This window comes from Pseudomonas sp. 31-12 (assembly GCF_003151075.1).
Lineage (GTDB): Bacteria > Pseudomonadota > Gammaproteobacteria > Pseudomonadales > Pseudomonadaceae > Aquipseudomonas.
In genome coordinates, this window is sequence record NZ_CP029482.1 from 2,587,997 (window position 1) to 2,606,167 (window position 18,171).

General features: G+C 59.9%; 15 protein-coding genes. 12 read left to right on the forward strand and 3 right to left on the reverse strand.

Features of this window, described 5'->3' with window-relative positions; all coding sequences use genetic code 11:
* The first annotated feature begins 33 nt into the window (after positions 1–33).
* From DJ564_RS12075 to DJ564_RS12090, 4 genes are all read left to right on the forward strand, one after another.
* Complete coding sequence (locus DJ564_RS12075; protein WP_010458806.1) at positions 34–507, forward strand: MarR family winged helix-turn-helix transcriptional regulator; 474 nt, start codon at positions 34–36, stop codon at positions 505–507.
* A complete protein-coding gene (locus DJ564_RS12080; RefSeq protein ID WP_109629368.1) occupies positions 504–1,973 on the forward strand; it encodes an efflux transporter outer membrane subunit in 1,470 nt (489 codons plus the stop codon). Before DJ564_RS12075 ends, DJ564_RS12080 begins: the two co-directional genes overlap by 4 nt.
* Before the next feature lie 15 nt (positions 1,974–1,988).
* Positions 1,989–3,194, forward strand: coding sequence for an efflux RND transporter periplasmic adaptor subunit (locus DJ564_RS12085; RefSeq protein WP_109629370.1), 1,206 nt, complete (start codon positions 1,989–1,991; stop codon positions 3,192–3,194).
* Between the two features lie 218 nt (positions 3,195–3,412).
* Positions 3,413–4,942, forward strand: a complete 1,530-nt coding sequence (locus tag DJ564_RS12090; RefSeq protein WP_109629372.1) for a DHA2 family efflux MFS transporter permease subunit — start codon at positions 3,413–3,415, stop codon at positions 4,940–4,942.
* 187 nt (positions 4,943–5,129) lie between these two features.
* Here DJ564_RS12090 and lpxH read toward each other — a convergent pair whose 3' ends face one another.
* On the reverse strand, positions 5,130–5,882 hold the full coding sequence (gene lpxH, locus DJ564_RS12095) for a UDP-2,3-diacylglucosamine diphosphatase (RefSeq protein ID WP_109629374.1): 753 nt from the start codon (positions 5,880–5,882) through the stop codon (positions 5,130–5,132).
* Positions 5,879–6,385: a peptidylprolyl isomerase gene (locus tag DJ564_RS12100; RefSeq protein WP_109629376.1), complete on the reverse strand. Its 507-nt coding sequence runs from the start codon at positions 6,383–6,385 to the stop codon at positions 5,879–5,881. Before DJ564_RS12100 ends, lpxH begins: the two co-directional genes overlap by 4 nt.
* Before the next feature lie 276 nt (positions 6,386–6,661).
* Here DJ564_RS12100 and DJ564_RS12105 point away from each other — a divergent pair, with 276 nt between their 5' ends.
* Both DJ564_RS12105 and cysS read left to right on the forward strand, forming a co-directional pair.
* Positions 6,662–8,359: a glutamine--tRNA ligase/YqeY domain fusion protein gene (locus DJ564_RS12105; RefSeq protein WP_109629377.1), complete on the forward strand. Its 1,698-nt coding sequence runs from the start codon at positions 6,662–6,664 to the stop codon at positions 8,357–8,359.
* 17 nt (positions 8,360–8,376) lie between these two features.
* Entirely contained in the window at positions 8,377–9,759 is a 1,383-nt protein-coding gene (gene cysS / locus DJ564_RS12110) for a cysteine--tRNA ligase (RefSeq protein ID WP_109629379.1), read from the forward strand.
* Between the two features lie 215 nt (positions 9,760–9,974).
* Here the strand turns inward: cysS and DJ564_RS12115 are convergent, their stop codons facing one another.
* Positions 9,975–11,822 (reverse strand): sigma-54-dependent Fis family transcriptional regulator, encoded by a 1,848-nt coding sequence (locus DJ564_RS12115; RefSeq protein ID WP_109629381.1) that lies wholly within the window; start codon positions 11,820–11,822, stop codon positions 9,975–9,977.
* Positions 11,823–12,211: 389 nt separating this feature from the next.
* On the opposite strand from DJ564_RS12115, the gene DJ564_RS12120 reads away from it, so the two are divergent.
* From DJ564_RS12120 to DJ564_RS12145, 6 genes are read left to right on the forward strand one after another with little or no spacing between them, the layout of a single operon-like run.
* Entirely contained in the window at positions 12,212–13,306 is a 1,095-nt protein-coding gene (locus DJ564_RS12120; protein WP_109629383.1) for an ABC transporter ATP-binding protein, read from the forward strand.
* Complete coding sequence (locus DJ564_RS12125) at positions 13,306–14,421, forward strand: ABC transporter ATP-binding protein (protein ID WP_109629385.1); 1,116 nt, start codon at positions 13,306–13,308, stop codon at positions 14,419–14,421. Before DJ564_RS12120 ends, DJ564_RS12125 begins: the two co-directional genes overlap by 1 nt.
* Positions 14,418–15,284, forward strand: coding sequence for a carbohydrate ABC transporter permease (locus DJ564_RS12130; RefSeq protein ID WP_102595558.1), 867 nt, complete (start codon positions 14,418–14,420; stop codon positions 15,282–15,284). Before DJ564_RS12125 ends, DJ564_RS12130 begins: the two co-directional genes overlap by 4 nt.
* An 8-nt stretch (positions 15,285–15,292) precedes the next feature.
* Positions 15,293–16,093, forward strand: a complete 801-nt coding sequence (locus DJ564_RS12135) for a carbohydrate ABC transporter permease (RefSeq protein ID WP_010458825.1) — start codon at positions 15,293–15,295, stop codon at positions 16,091–16,093.
* 10 nt (positions 16,094–16,103) lie between these two features.
* The gene (locus DJ564_RS12140; RefSeq protein WP_109629387.1) at positions 16,104–16,376 is read left to right on the forward strand and encodes a DUF2160 domain-containing protein; all 273 of its coding nucleotides are present in this window, start codon (positions 16,104–16,106) and stop codon (positions 16,374–16,376) included.
* 48 nt (positions 16,377–16,424) lie between these two features.
* On the forward strand, positions 16,425–18,167 hold the full coding sequence (locus DJ564_RS12145; RefSeq protein ID WP_109629389.1) for an ABC transporter substrate-binding protein: 1,743 nt from the start codon (positions 16,425–16,427) through the stop codon (positions 18,165–18,167).
* Positions 18,168–18,171 lie beyond the last annotated feature (4 nt).

An 18,171-nucleotide genomic window follows, 5' to 3' on the forward strand; every position in this document is an offset into this window, starting at 1 on the left:
CATTCTCTGCCTAGGCAGCTAATTGGTGGTCAGATGAAACACTTCACCCCAGACGAATTCCACACTTGCCATCTCGGCCTCCTGCTCGGGCGCGCTGCGCTGCTCAAGGACCGGATCATCGACACGCACATGGAACCCCACGGCATCACCGCCGCGCAGTTCAAAGTGCTGATCATCATGGCCCAGTTCGGCGTCGATACCCCGGCCGAGCTGTGCCGGCACCTGTCGCTGGACAGCGGTTCGATGACTCGCATGCTCGACCGTCTGGAACAGAAAGGTTTCCTCGCCCGCCAACGTTCCGAGGCGGATCGCCGTCAGGTGCAACTGGTGCTGACCGAACAAGGCCAGCAATTGACTGACCGCCTGCCGGAGATCGGCGCTGATGCCATGAATGAACTGGCTGGCGCGATCACCCCGGATGAGCTGAAAACCCTGGAACAGATCCTCAAGAAAATCCTTGTGGCGGCCGGTGACTCGATCACCTTGCTGCGGGTAGGTGACAAATGAGCAGTAAAACCCTGCGTGTCGGCCTGAGCCTGGTGCTGGCGGCCATGACCCTGGCCGGTTGCGCCAGTTACAGCGGCCTGAATACCGAAGGCGTCAGCCTTGATGCGAAAAACCTCAAGGCCGGGCAATCCCTCAGCGGCGTGACCCTGTCGCCCGCGGCCTGGCCGAAAAGCGACTGGTGGGCAAGCCTCGGCGACCCGCAACTCGACGGCCTGATCCGCGAAGCCTTGCACGACAGTCCCGACATGCAAATCGCCGACGCTCGCGCCCATCAGGCCAGCGCCGCCGCGTACGCCGCCGATGCCGCGCGCATGCCGACCCTCGATGCCAGCGCCGGTGTCAGCCGTTCGCGTCTGGCCCGCGATCAAGACCCGAGCGGGCAGGGCGGCACGTATTCCACCGTGCGTAACATCGGCGCCAGTTTCAATTACAACTTCGACCTCTGGGGCGGTCAGCGTGACGCCTGGGAAGCTGCGTTGGGTGAGGCCCGTGCGGCCGAAGTCGATCAGCAGGCCGCACAACTGACCTTGTCCGCCGACGTCGCCCGCGCCTACAGCGATCTGGGCCAGGCGCACATCGTCTACGACCTGGCCAACGAAGACCTCAAGCGCACCAAACAAATGCTCGACCTGAGCCAGCGTCGCCTGAGCTCGGGGATCGACAGCCAATACCAGTTCCAGCAAACCGAAAGCCTGGAAGCCAGCTCCGAAGCGAGCCTGATCGACGCCGAAAAACGCCTGCAAAGCGCGAAGATTGCGTTGGCCGTGCTGCTCGGCAAAGGCCCGGATCGCGGCAACGAAATTGCTCGGCCGAAGATCCTGCAAGCCAGCGCCGTGGCATTGCCGTCGGTATTGCCCGCCGAGTTGCTCGGTCGTCGTCCAGACCTGGTCGCCGCGCGCTGGCGGGTCGAGGCCGCGAGCAAGAACATCGCCGCCGGTAAAACCCAGTTCTACCCCAACCTCAACCTGAGCGCAGCGGCCGGTGCCGAGTCGTTGCTGGGTGATGCAATGTTCGGTTCGGCCAGTCGTTTCTTCAATATTGCGCCGACGATTTCCGTGCCGATTTTCGACGGCGGCCGCTTGCGTGCCGACCTTGATTCCCGCGACGCCGATTACGACCTCGCGGTGGCGCAGTACAACAAAAGCCTGGTGAAAGCCCTGGGTGATGTCAGTGACACCATCAACCAGTTGCGCGATATCGGCCGGCAGATCGGGGCGCAGCAACACGCCACCGACATTGCCCAGGATTCTTACAACACCGTGGTCCAGCGGTACGGTTCCGGCATCGGTAACTACCTGGACGTACTCAGCATCGAGCAGCAATTGCTCCAAGCCCAGCGTCAGTTGGCCAACCTGAATGCCGAGCAGATCGACCTGTCGATCCAACTGATGCAAGCGCTGGGCGGCGGCTTCCAGGGCGAAACCCTGACCGCAGCCAACGCACTCCCAGCCACGCAGCACAACTAATTCAAGGTATTTGTCATGGCCACTGCCGAAACGACAACACAAACTCCTGACAATGCTCAAGACACCAGCAACCCGCGCAAACGCAAAGTCATGCTGGTGATACTCGCGATCGTGGTGATCCTCGCCGGTGTCGGTGTCTGGGGTTATCACGAACTCTACGGCCGCTGGAACGAAAGCACCGACGATGCCTATGTGAACGGCAACGTGGTGGAAATCACCCCGCTGGTCACCGGCACCGTGGTCAGCATCGGCGCCGACGATGGCGATCTGGTCCATGAAGGCCAGGTGCTGGTCAATTTCGACCCGAACGACGCCCAGGTCGGTCTGCAAAGTGCCCAGGCCAACCTGGCCCGCACCGTGCGTCAGGTGCGCGGCTTGTACAGCAACGTCGATGGCATGAAAGCCCAAGTCAACGCCCAGCAGGCCGAAGTGCAAAAGGCCCAGGACAACTTCAATCGCCGGAAAAACCTCGCCGCTGGCGGGGCGATTTCCCAGGAAGAACTGTCCCACGCCCGTGACGACCTGACCTCGGCGCAAAACGCCCTGGCCAACGCCGAGCAGCAACTGAAAACCACCAGCGCGTTGGTGGATGACACGGTGGTCTCGTCGCATCCGGACGTGATGGCGGCGGCTGCGCAATTGCGTCAGGCCTACTTGAACAATTCCCGCAGTACCTTGATCGCGCCGGTCACCGGTTACGTGGCCAAACGCTCTGTGCAACTGGGCCAGCGTGTCCAGCCGGGCACGGCGCTGATGGCGGTTATTCCGCTGGATCAGCTGTGGATCGACGCCAACTTCAAGGAAACCCAGCTACGTGACATGCGCATCGGCCAACCGGTCGATATCGAAGCCGACCTCTACGGCAGCGACGTGAAGTTCAGTGGCACCATCGACAGCCTCGGCGCCGGCACCGGCAGCGCGTTTGCCCTGCTGCCGGCGCAGAACGCCACCGGTAACTGGATCAAGATCGTGCAGCGGGTGCCGGTGCGGATTCACATCAACGCCGAACAACTGGCCAAGCACCCGTTGCGCGTAGGCCTGTCGACCCAGGTTGATGTGAACCTGCATGACCAGAGCGGCCCGGTGCTGGCGCAACAGCCGCCGCAAAAGGCGTCCTTCAGCACCAACGTCTACGACCGTCAGTTGGCTGAAGCCGACGCGATGATCACGCAGTTGATCCACGACAACAGCGCAGCGGTCAGCAAAACCGCGCAGCGCTGATTCGCCATCACACCAACCCTGTGGGAGCGAGCTTCTGTGGTGAGGGGATTTATCCCCGTTGGGTCGCGAAGCGGCCCCAAAAGCTTTGCGACTGCTTCGCAGCCGAACGGGGATAAATCCCCTCGCCACACAAGCGCCCTCACCACAAAGGCTTGCTCCCACAAGGTCAGCTGCGTCTGTAACAGGCGCAGCGTCCATCAGGTTTCAAAGGATTTGCGATGAGCAATAACGCGTCTTTCACGCCGCCCAGTCTGCTGCTCAGCACCATCGGCCTGTCGCTGGCGACTTTCATGCAAGTGCTCGACACGACCATTGCCAACGTGGCGCTGCCGACGATTTCCGGCAACCTGGGCGTGAGTTCGGAGCAGGGCACCTGGGTGATCACTTCGTTTGCGGTGAGCAACGCCATCGCGCTGCCGCTGACCGGTTGGCTCAGCCGGCGCTTTGGTGAAGTGAAGCTGTTTCTCTGGGCGACCATTCTGTTTGTGCTGGCCTCGTTTCTCTGCGGCATCTCGACCTCGATGCCCGAGCTGATCGGCTTCCGGGTGTTGCAAGGCCTGGTGGCCGGTCCGTTGTACCCGATGACCCAGACGCTGCTGATTGCGGTCTATCCGCCGGCCAGGCGTGGCATGGCCCTGGCGTTGCTGGCGATGGTCACGGTGGTCGCGCCGATTGCCGGCCCGATCCTCGGCGGCTGGATTACCGACAGTTACAGCTGGCCGTGGATCTTCTTCATCAACGTGCCAATCGGCATCTTCGCGGTGATGGTGGTGCGTCAGCAACTCAAGGCACGCCCGGTGGAAACCAGCCGTCAACCGATGGATTACGTCGGGCTGATCACTTTGATCATCGGCGTCGGCGCGTTGCAGGTGATCCTCGACAAGGGCAATGACCTCGACTGGTTCGAATCGAACTTCATCCTCATCGGCGCGGCGATTTCAGTGATCGCGCTGGCGGTGTTCGTGATCTGGGAAATGACCGACAAGCATCCGGTGGTCAACCTGCGGCTGTTTGCGTATCGCAACTTCCGCATCGGCACCATCGTGCTGGTGCTGGGTTATGCCGGGTTCTTCGGCATCAACCTGATCCTGCCGCAATGGCTGCAAACCCAGATGGGCTACACGGCAACATGGGCGGGACTGGCGGTGGCGCCGATCGGGATTCTGCCGGTGTTGATGTCGCCGTTTGTCGGCAAATATGCGCACAAGTTCGACCTGCGGCTGCTGGCCGGTCTGGCGTTTTTGGCGATTGGCCTGAGCTGTTTCATGCGCGCCGGGTTCACCAACGAAGTGGACTTCCAGCACATCGCGCTGGTGCAGCTGTTCATGGGTATTGGCGTGGCGTTGTTCTTCATGCCGACCTTGAGCATCCTGATGTCGGACCTGCCACCGAGCCAGATCGCCGACGGCGCTGGTCTGGCGACGTTTCTGCGGACGTTGGGCGGTAGTTTTGCGGCGTCGCTGACCACATGGATCTGGATTCGCCGAGCGGATCAGCATCACGCCTATATGAGCGAAAGCATCACCACTTATGAACCGGCGACCCGTGAGGCACTGAATGCGCTGGGCGGGGCGGGCAACCCGGCGTATGCGCAGCTGGATCATGTGCTGACCAGCCAGGCGTACATGCTCTCCACCGTGGATTACTTCACGTTGCTGGGGTGGGCGTTCATGGGCTTGATCGTGATTGTGTGGCTGGCGAAACCGCCGTTTGCGGCGAAGGCGGGGCCGGCGGCGTCTGGGCATTGAGTGTACGGCTCAGGAGCCACCCCTCACCCTAACCCTCTCCCCGGAGGGGCGAGGGGACTGACCGAGTTGTTCTTTTGATTTACATCGACCTGGAAGCCCGAGTCGAACTCAGGTCTGGAAAATGATGGAGATCTGCTCCCTTTCCCCCTCTCCCCACTGGGGAGAGGGCTGGGGTGAGGGGTGGCGCTCAGCCGTTTGGCAATGCCAATTGTGGCGGCGTACCAAAATCAAACGGCGCCAGGGCAAACCCTTGCTCATCCACCTGCAACGCCCAGCCCTGACGATCCCAATCCCCCAGCACAATGCGCTTGGCTGCTTGCTCGCCAATCTGCAACTTGTGGATGGCGGGGCGATGGGTGTGGCCATGGATCAAGGTCTTCACGCCATATTCCTGCATGATCCGTGGCACTTCTTCCGGCGTGACATCGACAATGTCATTGGCCTTCATCCGCGTCTGCGCCCGGCTTTCGCTGCGCAGTTTGCGCGCCAGTTTATGCCGTGCGCGCAGTGGCAAGTGCCGCAGGATGAACAGGGTGATCGGGTTGCGCAGATAGCGACGCAGCTTCATGTAAGCCTCGTCGCGGGTGCAGAGGCTGTCGCCGTGCATCAAGAGCACCGGCTCGCCGTTGAACTGCACGACACTCGGGTCCTTCAGCAATGTGCAGCCGGCCTGTTTGCAAAAGGCCTGGCCGAGCATGAAGTCGCGATTGCCGTGCATCAGAAAAATCGCCGTGCCGCTGTCGCTAAGGGTGCGCAGGGCCTGGCAGATGGAACGCTGGAATGGCGTCATGGCATCGTCGCCAATCCACGCCTCGAAAAAGTCGCCCAGAATGTACAGCGCACTCGCCGAGCGGGCGCGTCCGGCGAGCAAATCCAGAAACGCCCGGGTAATGTCCGGGCGCTCCTCTTCCAGATGCAAGTCTGAAATCAGCAGTATCACGCTTCGATGATCTCGGCTTTCTCGATGATCACGTCTTCTGCTGGCACGTCCTGGTGGCCGGACTTCATGGTGGTGGAAACACCTTTGATCTTGTCGACAACGTCGGTGCCTTCAACGACTTTGGCGAATACGGCGTAGCCCCAGCCCTGAGTGGTCTTGGCGCTGTGGTTCAGGAAGCTGTTGTCAGCCACGTTGATGAAGAACTGGGCGGAAGCCGAATGCGGCTCCATGGTGCGAGCCATGGCGACGGTGTATTTGTCGTTCGGCAGGCCGTTGTCGGCTTCGTTCTGGATGCTTGGGCGCTTGTCTTTCTTTTCTTTCATGCCTGGCTCGAAACCGCCGCCCTGGATCATGAAGTTACCGATGACGCGGTGGAAAACGGTGTTTTCGTAGTGACCGGCGTTGACGTACTCGATGAAGTTGGCAACGGTCAGCGGTGCCTTTTCAGCGTTCAGTTCCAGGACGATGTCGCCATGGTTGGTGGTGAGTTTGACTTGGGTCATGATCGTGGACTCTTTTAGGAGATGCGTTTTATATGAATTCGTGGGTTTCGGGGCGTTACAGCCCCCAACCGGTCTGGCCAGCAACAGCCAAGGTGCGCAGTTTAGCGTGCCGGGCGCGAATTTCGAGGCTGTTTTTCATTTGCATCCGATTAAATGCAGCCGTTTTCGGGCCTGCTCTGTCAGCGACTTGACGGCATCGGCTATGATAAGCCCCTTTGTTTTAACAGCCGCTTTGATTTGGCCAACTGGCCGCGCACTTGTACGTTCAAGGATCCTATGAGCAAGCCCACTGTCGACCCTACCTCGAATTCCAAGACCGGCCCTGCCGTGCCGGTCAATTTCCTGCGCCCGATCATCCAGGCGGACCTGGACTCGGGTAAGCACACGCAGATCGTCACCCGTTTCCCGCCTGAGCCCAACGGCTACCTGCACATCGGTCACGCCAAGTCGATTTGCGTGAACTTCGGCCTGGCCCAGGAATTTGGCGGCGTCACGCACCTGCGTTTCGACGACACCAACCCGGCCAAGGAAGACCAGGAATACATCGACGCGATCGAAAGCGACGTCAAATGGCTGGGCTTCGAATGGTCCGGTGAAGTGCGCTATGCCTCGCAGTATTTCGACCAGCTGCACGACTGGGCCGTCGAGCTGATCAAGGCCGGCAAGGCCTACGTCGACGACCTGAGCCCGGAACAGGCCAAGGAATATCGTGGCACGCTGACAGAGCCAGGCAAGAACAGCCCGTTCCGTGACCGCTCCGTGGAAGAAAACCTCGACTGGTTCGCCCGCATGCGTGCCGGCGAATTCCCGGACGGCGCACGCGTGCTGCGGGCCAAGATCGACATGGCTTCGCCGAACATGAACCTGCGCGACCCGATCATGTACCGCATCCGTCACGCGCATCACCACCAGACCGGCGACAAGTGGTGCATCTACCCGAACTATGACTTCACCCACGGTCAGTCGGACGCCATCGAAGGCATCACCCACTCGATCTGCACCCTGGAGTTCGAAAGCCACCGTCCGCTGTACGAGTGGTTCCTGGAGAACCTGCCGGTCCCGGCGAACCCGCGTCAGTACGAATTCAGCCGCCTGAACCTGAACTACACCATCACCAGCAAGCGCAAGCTCAAGCAACTGGTCGATGAAAAGCATGTGTTCGGCTGGGACGATCCACGCATGTCCACGCTGTCGGGCTTCCGCCGCCGTGGCTACACGCCGAAATCGATCCGCAACTTCTGCGAAATGGTCGGCACCAACCGTTCCGACGGCGTGGTCGACTTCGGCATGCTCGAATTCAGCATCCGTGACGACCTCGACCACAGCGCCCCGCGTGCCATGTGCGTGCTGCGTCCGCTGAAAGTCGTGATCACCAACTACCCGGAAGGCCAGGTCGAGAACCTCGAACTGCCGTGCCACCCGAAAGAAGACATGGGCATGCGCGTTCTGCCGTTCGCCCGTGAGCTCTACATCGACCGTGAAGACTTCATGGAAGAGCCGCCAAAAGGCTACAAGCGCCTGGAGCCGAACGGCGAAGTGCGTCTGCGCGGCAGCTACGTGATTCGTGCCGACGAAGCGATCAAGGACGCCGACGGCAACATCGTTGAACTGCGTTGCTCCTATGACCCGGAAACCCTCGGCAAGAACCCTGAAGGCCGCAAGGTCAAAGGCGTGGTGCACTGGGTGCCGGCCGCGGCCAGCGTCGAGTGCGAAGTGCGTCTTTACGATCGCCTGTTCCGCTCTGCGAACCCTGAGAAGGCCGAAGACAGCGCCAGTTTCCTGGACAACATCAACCCTGACTCGCTGCAAGTCCTCACCGGTTGTCGTGCTGAGCCTTCGCTGGGCAATGCACAGCCGGAAGACCGTTTCCAGTTCGAGCGCGAAGGTTACTTCTGCGCGGATATCAAGGACTCGAAACCAGGTGCTCCGGTATTCAACCGTACCGTGACCTTGCGTGATTCGTGGGGCCAGTGATTCAAGGAACCTCTAACGTGCTTTCGATCTACAACACGCTCACCAAGAGCAAGGAAGTTTTCAAGCCGCTGGATGGCAACAATGTGCGCATGTACGTCTGCGGGATGACCGTGTACGACTACTGCCACATTGGCCATGGCCGCAGCATGGTCGCGTTCGACCTGGTGACCCGCTGGTTGCGGTTCAGCGGTTATAACCTGACGTATGTGCGCAACATCACCGACATCGAAGACAAGATCATCAATCGTGCCAAGGAGAACGGCGAGCCGTTCGACGTGCTGACCGAGCGCATGATCACCGCGATGCACGAGGACGAGGCGCGCCTCAACATCCTCAAGCCGGACATGGAACCGCGGGCCACCGATCATATTCCGGGCATGCTGAGCATGATCCAGACCTTGATCGACAAGGGTTACGCCTACGCCCCGGGCAATGGCGACGTCTACTACCGCGTCGCCAAGTTCATGGGTTACGGCAAGCTGTCGCGCAAGAAGATCGAAGACCTGCGCATCGGCGCACGGATCGAAGTCGACGAGTCGAAACAGGATCCGCTGGACTTCGTGCTGTGGAAAGCCACCAAGCCGGGCGAACCGAGCTGGGAATCGCCGTGGGGCGCCGGGCGTCCGGGTTGGCACATCGAATGCTCGGTGATGTCGACCTGCTGCCTGGGCGAGACCTTCGACATTCATGGCGGCGGCAGCGACCTCGAGTTCCCGCACCACGAAAACGAAATCGCCCAGAGCGAAGCGGCCACCGGCAAGACCTACGCCAACGCGTGGATGCATTGCGGCATGATTCGCATCAATGGCGAGAAGATGTCCAAGTCCTTGAACAACTTCTTCACCATTCGCGACGTGCTGGAAAAGTACCACCCGGAAGTCGTGCGTTACCTGCTGGTGTCGAGCCACTACCGCAGCGCGATCAACTATTCGGAAGACAACCTCAAGGACGCCAAAGGCGCACTCGAGCGTTTCTACCATGCGTTGAAAGGCCTGCCGAACGTGGCGCCGGCTGGCGGCGAAGCCTTTGTCGAGCGTTTCACCCAGGTGATGAACGACGACTTCGGCACGCCGGAAGCCTGCGCGGTGCTGTTCGAGATGGTGCGCGAGATCAACCGTCTGCGTGAGAGCGATCTTGATGCGGCGGCGGGTCTGGCGGCGCGCTTGAAGGAACTGGCCAGCGTGCTGGGCGTGTTGCAGCTTGAGGCGGATGACTTCCTGCAGGCCGGTGCCGAAGGGCGGGTGGATGCGGCTGAGGTTGATGCGCTGATTGCTGCGCGTCTGGCGGCCCGTGCGGGTAAGGACTGGGCTGAGTCCGACCGTATCCGCGACCAGTTGACCGCCATGGGCGTGGTACTGGAAGACGGGAAGGGCGGCACGACCTGGCGTCTGGCTGACTGATTGCTGTGTTTGCTACAAACAAAACCCGCCTTGTGCGGGTTTTTGTTTTTTGGGTAGCTGCAAGTCTGGTGGCGCCTCGACTGGCGCCATCGCGAGCAGGCTCGCTCCCACATTGGGTCTTCGCCAGGTTGAGCTCTGTGTTCGACACCATTCCCTGTGGGAGCGAGCCTGCTCGCGATGGTCTCCAGCCGAACGCAAACAGTGCGGCCTGCTTGTCATTCAGCCTGGCGCAACCGCTTGTATAAGGTGTTGCGGCTGACTCCGAGACGCCGGGCGAGGTGCGAAATATTCCCCCCAGCCGCCTGCAACAACCGATTCAAATCCTCGGCATCATTCAAATCCACCGCCAGCGGCTCTTGCGATTCCACCGGCTCCATCTCCAGATCGACAAAAAAATCATCCGGCAAATGCTCCGGCCGTACCGGTTGTTCTTCGGCCATGGCCAGCGCCACCTGCATCACGCTGCTGACCTGACGTAAATTCCCTGGCCACGGGTGGCGGCCGAACAACTCCATCACTTCACGGCTCAATCCGGCCCACTGCGATGGCTCGCGATGCTGTTCCCACAAGCGCTTGAACAGCGCCTGTTTGTCACTGCGTTCCCTGAGCGGCGGTAATTCCAGGGTCAAGCCGCCGATCCGGTAATAAAGATCCTCACGAAACCGGCCGAGCTGCACCTGTTCGCGCAACGAACGGTTGGTCGCCGAGATGATGCGGATGTCCACCGGGAACAGCTCGCTACTGCCCACCGGTTGCACGCAACGTTCCTGCAACACCCTCAGCAGCCGTGCCTGGGTCGGTAGCGGCATGTCGCCGATTTCATCGAGAAAGAGGGTGCCTTTGTCAGCCTTGCGGATCAGACCGATGCTGCCTTTCTGGTTGGCGCCGGTGAATGCACCTTTCTCGTAGCCAAATAACTCGGATTCCACCAGTTCAGCGGGGATCGCTGCACAGTTGACGGCAATGAACGGTTGTTTGCTTCGCGAACTGGCCTGATGCAGGGCTTTGACGAAGACTTCCTTGCCGACCCCGGTTTCACCGTGGATCAACAGCGGAATGTCTTTTTCCAGCAAGCGCTCGGCCTGGCGTACGGCTTTTTCCACGCGACTGTCGCCGAAATGCAGGGTATTTAGGCTGATCGCAGCGGGCGCGGCCACGGCCGGTTCCGCGCTTTTGGTTTCAGAAAACAGTCTAGCTTGAATCGGCATCTGTTTCGGCCGTTTCAACAGGCATTGAAAACGGTTGCGCCCGGAGGCTTGCAGCGCAAAAGGCAGGCCTTCCGGCTGGTTCAGCAATTCCAGCAGCGACACCTTGAATAGGCTCTCGACACTGACCCGGGACAGGCTGATACCCAGCAGATTGTCAGCCCGGCGATTGGCGGACAGCACCTGGCCGGTTTCATCGAAGATCAACAAGCCGGCCCATTGGCTGTCGAGGTTGTTCAACCCGGTGTTGAAGGTCAGTTGAAAATGCTGGCCGTGGAAGAGGTTGAGGATCAGCCGGTTTTCCACGGTCTGGCTCATCATCTTGACCATGCCGAGGGTGTGGGACGGCGGAAGGTAGCTGTCGCTGGACACGTCCAGCACCGCGATCACCTTGCGTTCGGCATCGAAAATCGGCGCGGCGGAACCGGTCATGAAGCGGTTGGCCTTGAGGAAATGCTCATCGTGCTCGATGTGCACCGCTTGCTCGCAGGCCAGGGCAGTGCCGATCGCGTTGGTGCCGCTGCAACGCTCCATCCAGCTGGCGCCGGCGCTAAAGCCGCGGGTCAGGCTCGGCTCGATAAAACGCTGGGTGCCCCAGGACGTCAGCACCTGGCCCTGATTGTCGGCGAGCATGATCAGGCAATTGGAGTTGCTCAGGATATTTTCGTAGTACGGCAGGACTTCCTGGTGGGTGGTCTGCACCAGGGAATGCTGGCTTTCCAGCAACTGGGCGATGCCTTCGGCCGGGAGCTGATCGAACGCCGGGGCGCTTTGATGGTTGAGGCCGAACGCGCGACAGCGGGACCAGGAGTCCTGGATGATGGTGTCGTGGGACAAAACGGGGGCAGGTGCGGCCATGACAGTCAGCCTCTGAATAACGCTTTTATTGTTGTTATAGGTATTTCCCTTGTGGGAGCGGGCTTGCTCGCGAAAGCAGTGGGGCAGTCGACATCAACATTGACTGATCTACCGCTTTCGCGAGCAAGCCCGCTCCCACAGGTTCTGTAATTCTGGCCTTGCTTAAAGGGAGGCACAAAGCCCCAGTAGAGTGTTGTTCACTATTGTTCATTGTCAACGGCTGGATTGTTCAATTGTTCAGTCGCGGTTGTTCATTTCTGTTCAGCAACGAAAGCGGTTTTGTCGCTGCCTTGAACATTTTCAAGGTAGTTCAACAACTTACATTTTTTGGCATGAAACTCGCTCTACAGCCTGGGTCGCTTGACTCCAAATAATAAAAAGGCCGAGCCATGTCATTAACCCTGGAGCACGTCAGCCGCACCGTCGAGGGCCAGACCTGGATCGACGATGCGTGCCTGAGTTTCGAACCCGGATCCTTCAACGTTTTGCTCGGGCGCACGCTGTCCGGCAAGACCAGTCTCATGCGCCTGATGGCCGGGCTGGACAAGCCTGACAGCGGCCGCATCCTGATGAACGGCGTCGACGTCACGCAGCGCCCGGTGCGTTTGCGCAATGTGTCGATGGTCTATCAGCAGTTCATCAACTACCCGACCATGACCGTCTTCGACAACATCGCTTCGCCATTGCGCCAGGGCGGTGTTTCCAACGAGCTGATCCAGAGCAAAGTGCTGGAAACCGCGAAGATGCTGCGCATCGAGAAGTTTCTTCAGCGCTATCCGCTGGAACTCTCCGGCGGCCAGCAACAACGTACTGCGATGGCCCGAGCGTTGGTCAAGGATGCCGAACTGATCCTGTTCGACGAGCCGCTGGTCAACCTCGACTACAAGTTGCGCGAAGAACTGCGTCAGGAAATGCGCGAGCTGTTCAAGGCCCGGCACACCATTGCCATCTACGCCACCACCGAACCCAATGAAGCGCTGGCCCTGGGCGGCACCACCACCATTCTTCACGAAGGCCGGGTGATCCAGAGCGGCAAATCCTCGGAGGTCTATCACCAGCCAAAAACCGTGCTGGCTGCCGAATTGTTCTCCGAGCCGCCGATCAATCTGATGCCGGGCCGCATCGCCGGAAACGAAGTGAGCTTCGCCAATTTCGTGCATTTCCCATTGAATGTGGATTTGCGCCCTGTCGGCGAGGGCGAGTTCCGTTTCGGCGTGCGCCCAAGCCATATCTCACTGGTGCCGAGCAACGACGATGACCTCGAACTCGCGGTGACCGTCGAGGTCGCCGAGATCAGCGGTTCGGAAACCTTCCTGCATGTGCGCAACGAGCATTTCCTGCTGGTGCTGCACTTGCCCGGCGTTCACGAATACGACGTCGATGCGCCGATCCGGATCTATATCCCGACCCATAAACTGTTTGTGTTCGATGCGCAGGGGCGGCTGGTCCAGGCGCCCGGTCGCCGCATCGCGAGGGTTGCCTGATGGCCGAAATCCGTTTGCAGAACCTCGCCCACAGCTACACCAGCACGCCGACCGGTCCCGAGGATTACGCGATCCGCGAGATGGACCACGTCTGGGAGCAGGGCGGTGCTTATGCCTTGCTCGGGCCTTCGGGCTGCGGCAAGTCGACGTTGCTCAACATCATTTCCGGGTTGCTCAGCCCGTCCCAGGGCCAGGTGCTGTTCGACAGCAAAGTGGTCAATGACCTGACTCCCGAGAAGCGCAATATCGCCCAGGTTTTCCAGTTTCCGGTGGTGTACGACACCATGACGGTGTTCGACAACCTGGCGTTCCCGCTACGCAATCAAGGCATGGCCGAAGCAAAAATTCACAGCAAGGTGCAGGAAATTGCCGAGGTCCTTGACCTTCAAGCGCTGCTGAGCAAAAAGGCGCGCAACCTCACTGCCGATGAAAAACAGAAAGTCTCCATGGGCCGTGGGCTGGTGCGCGACGACGTCTCGGCGATCCTGTTTGATGAGCCGCTGACGGTAATCGACCCGCACCTGAAGTGGAAACTGCGGCGCAAGCTCAAGCAGATCCACGAGCAGTTCAACATCACCATGGTCTACGTCACCCATGATCAGCTCGAAGCCTCGACCTTCGCCGACAAGATCGCGGTGATGTACGGCGGCCAGATCGTGCAATTCGGCACCCCGCGGGAATTGTTCGAGCGGCCGACCCACACCTTTGTCGGCTATTTCATCGGCAGTCCGGGAATGAACCTGATCGAGGTGCAGCCACAACCGGGCGGCGTCGGTTTTGCTTCGACGCACCTGCCTTTGTCCGACGCGCAACAGAAACGCATCGCCGAATCGGAATGGAAAACCCTGAAGGTCGGCATCCGTCCGGAGTTCGTGCACGTGTGGGACGAGCCGTTCGATGACGCGATGCAGGCACAAGTCGTACACGTCGAAGACCTCGGCACCTACAAGATCATGACCCTGAACCTCGACGGCGCGCCGTTGAAAGTGCGTCTGGCCGAAGACAAACCGGTGCCGGAAGGCACGGCCTGGATCAGCTTCCCGGCGCAGTGGTTGATGGTCTATGCGGACGATTACCTTCTGCCAGCGCAAGCCAATCATGAGGTGCAGCCATGAACAAGGTGCAGAACAACAAGGCCTGGTGGCTGGTGCTGCCGGTGTTTCTGCTGGTGGCGTTCAGTGCGGTGATCCCGATGATGACCGTGGTCAACTACTCGGTGCAGGACATCTTCGACCAGTCCAGCCGCTACTTCGTCGGCGCCGACTGGTACAAGCAGGTGCTGCTCGATCCACGGTTGCACGACTCGCTGCTGCGGCAATTCATCTATTCCGCCTGCGTATTGCTGATCGAAATCCCCCTGGGCATCGCCATCGCCCTGACCATGCCGACCAAGGGCCGCTGGTCGTCGCTGGTGCTGATTATCCTGGCGATTCCGCTGCTGATTCCGTGGAACGTGGTCGGCACTATCTGGCAGATTTTCGGTCGTGCGGACATCGGTCTGCTCGGGGCCAGCCTCAAGGCGATGGGCATCAACTACAACTACGCGGCCAACACCATGGACGCCTGGGTCACGGTGCTGGTGATGGACGTCTGGCATTGGACGTCGCTGGTGGCGCTTTTGTGCTTCTCCGGGTTGCGGGCGATTCCGGACGTGTATTACCAGGCCGCGCGGATTGACCGGGCATCGGCCTGGGCGGTTTTCCGACACATCCAGTTGCCCAAGCTCAAGAGCGTGCTGCTGATCGCGGTGATGCTGCGCTTCATGGACAGTTTCATGATCTACACCGAGCCCTTCGTCCTCACGGGCGGCGGACCGGGGAATGCCACGACCTTCTTGAGTCAGACCTTGACTCAGATGGCTGTAGGGCAATTCGACCTCGGCCCGGCGGCAGCTTTCTCGCTGGTGTACTTCCTGATCATCCTGTTGGTGTCCTGGCTGTTCTACACCGCCATGACTCACTCTGACGCCAACCGCTGAGGTCCGCCATGAGCAAGAGAAAGCTGATTCCGTTGCTGATCTACATCCTGTTCCTGCTGGTGCCGATCTACTGGCTGCTGAACATGTCCTTCAAGAGCAACACCGAAATCCTCGGCGGTCTGACGCTGTTTCCGCAGGATTTCACCTTTGCCAACTACAAGGTGATCTTCACCGATCCGAGTTGGTACAACGGTTACCTCAACTCGCTGTACTACGTGAGCCTGAACACGATCATTTCCCTGAGCGTGGCGTTGCCGGCGGCCTACGCGTTCTCGCGCTATCGCTTTCTGGGTGACAAGCACCTGTTTTTCTGGCTGCTGACCAACCGCATGGCGCCACCGGCGGTGTTCCTGTTGCCGTTCTTCCAGCTGTATTCCTCGATCGGTTTGTTCGACACGCACATCGCGGTGGCCCTGGCCCACTGCCTGTTCAACGTGCCGTTGGCGGTGTGGATTCTTGAAGGCTTCATGTCCGGCGTTCCGAAAGAAATCGACGAAACCGCTTACATTGACGGCTACAGTTTCCCCAAGTTCTTCGTGAAGATCTTCGTCCCGCTGATCGGCTCGGGGATCGGCGTCACGGCGTTCTTCTGCTTCATGTTTTCCTGGGTCGAACTGCTGCTGGCACGGACGCTGACATCGGTGAACGCCAAACCGATTGCGGCGGTGATGACCCGCACGGTCTCGGCGTCCGGCATCGACTGGGGCGTGCTGGCGGCGGCGGGGGTATTGACCATCCTGCCGGGCATGCTGGTGATCTGGTTTGTTCGCAACCACGTGGCCAAGGGCTTTGCCCTGGGCCGGGTCTGAGGAGCTGATGATGGAATGGATGAGCTGGACTGTCCCCACGGCGGCGTTCTTCATCGCCATTGGCCTGATCCTGGCGGGCATGACGACCTGGGAATTACGTTCGCCGAGTGTCCCTCGGCGTGGTTTCTTGCCGATTGCCACCACCCGTGGCGATCGGCTGTTTATCGGTCTTCTCGGCAGCGCCTACCTGCATTTGCTGGTAATCGGCGTCACCGACTGGAGCATCTGGGTTGCGTTCGCGTTGTCCCTGGTGTGGCTGTTGGCTGTGATGCGTTGGGGCTAGTCGAAATCGATCGGCAATGTTGCTCCGAAAATCAAACAGGAGGTCTCTATGTTCGACAAAAACAATAAGCTGCGACATAGCATTTCATTGGCAGCCATGCTGGCACTCAGCGGTCTGAGCGCTTCGGCCTGGGCCGATGCCTACGAAGACGCCGCGAAGAAATGGATCGGCAGCGAATTCAAACCGTCCACCCTCACGCCCGAGCAGCAGCTCGAAGAGCTGAAGTGGTTCATCAAGGCCGCGGAGCCTTTTCGCGGGATGAGCATCAAGGTGGTTTCGGAAACCATCGCGACCCACGAATATGAATCCAAAACCCTGGCCAAGGCCTTCACCGAAATCACCGGGATCAAGCTGACCCACGACTTGCTGCAGGAAGGCGACGTGGTGGAAAAGCTGCAAACCCAGATGCAGTCGGACAAAAACATCTATGACGGTTGGGTCAACGACTCGGACCTGATCGGTACGCACTTTCGCTACGGCAAGACCGAATCGATCACCGACCTGATGGCCAACGAAGGCAAGAACTTCACTTCGCCGACCCTGGACCTCAAGGACTTTATCGGCATTTCGTTCACCACTGCACCGGACGGCAAGATCTATCAATTGCCTGACCAACAGTTCGCCAACCTGTACTGGTTCCGCGCCGACTGGTTCGAACGGCCGGAGCTCAAAGCCAAGTTCAAGGAAAAGTACGGCTACGAATTGGGTGTGCCGGTGAACTGGTCGGCCTATGAAGACATCGCCAAGTTCTTCAGCGAAGACGTCAAGGAGATCGACGGCAAACGTGTCTACGGGCACATGGACTACGGCAAGAAAGACCCGTCTCTCGGCTGGCGCTTCACCGATGCCTGGTTCTCCATGGCCGGTGCCGGCGACAAAGGCATTCCCAATGGCTTGCCGGTGGACGAGTGGGGCATCCGCGTCGAGGATTGCCACCCGGTCGGTTCCAGCGTGACCCGTGGCGGCGACACCAACGGCCCGGCGGCGGTCTATGCGACGCAGAAATACGTCGACTGGCTCAAGGCCTACGCACCACCGGAAGCGGCAGGCATGACCTTCTCCGAATCCGGCCCGGTGCCGTCCCAAGGCAACATCGCCCAACAGATCTTCTGGTACACCGCGTTCACCGCCGACATGACCAAACCGGGCCTGCCGGTAATGAACGCCGACGGCACGCCGAAATGGCGGATGGCGCCATCTCCACGCGGACCGTATTGGGAGGAGGGCATGAAGCTGGGGTATCAGGATGTGGGTTCCTGGACGTTCATGAAATCCACGCCTGAGAAGCAGAAACTGGCGGCCTGGCTCTATGCGCAATTCGTGACCTCGAAAACTGTGTCGCTGAAGAAAACCATCGTCGGCCTGACGCCGATTCGTGAGTCGGACATCAACTCGCAAGCCATGACCGACCTGGCACCGAAACTCGGCGGCCTGGTCGAGTTCTATCGCAGTCCGGCCCGCGTGCAATGGACCCCGACCGGGACCAACGTGCCGGACTATCCACGCTTGGCACAACTGTGGTGGAGCCACATCGCGGAAGCGGCCAGTGGCGAGAAGACTCCGCAACAGGCGCTGGATGGCCTGGCCAAGGATCAGGACGCGATCATGGCGCGTCTGGAACGCTCGAAGGCGCAAGCCACCTGCGCACCGAAAATGAACCCGGAGCGCGATGCTCAATACTGGTTCGATCAGCCGGGTGCTCCGAAGCCGAAACTGGCGAACGAGAAGCCTAAAGGTGAAACCGTGAGCTATGCCGAACTGCTGAAATCGTGGGAGGCGGCGCGCAAGTAACAGA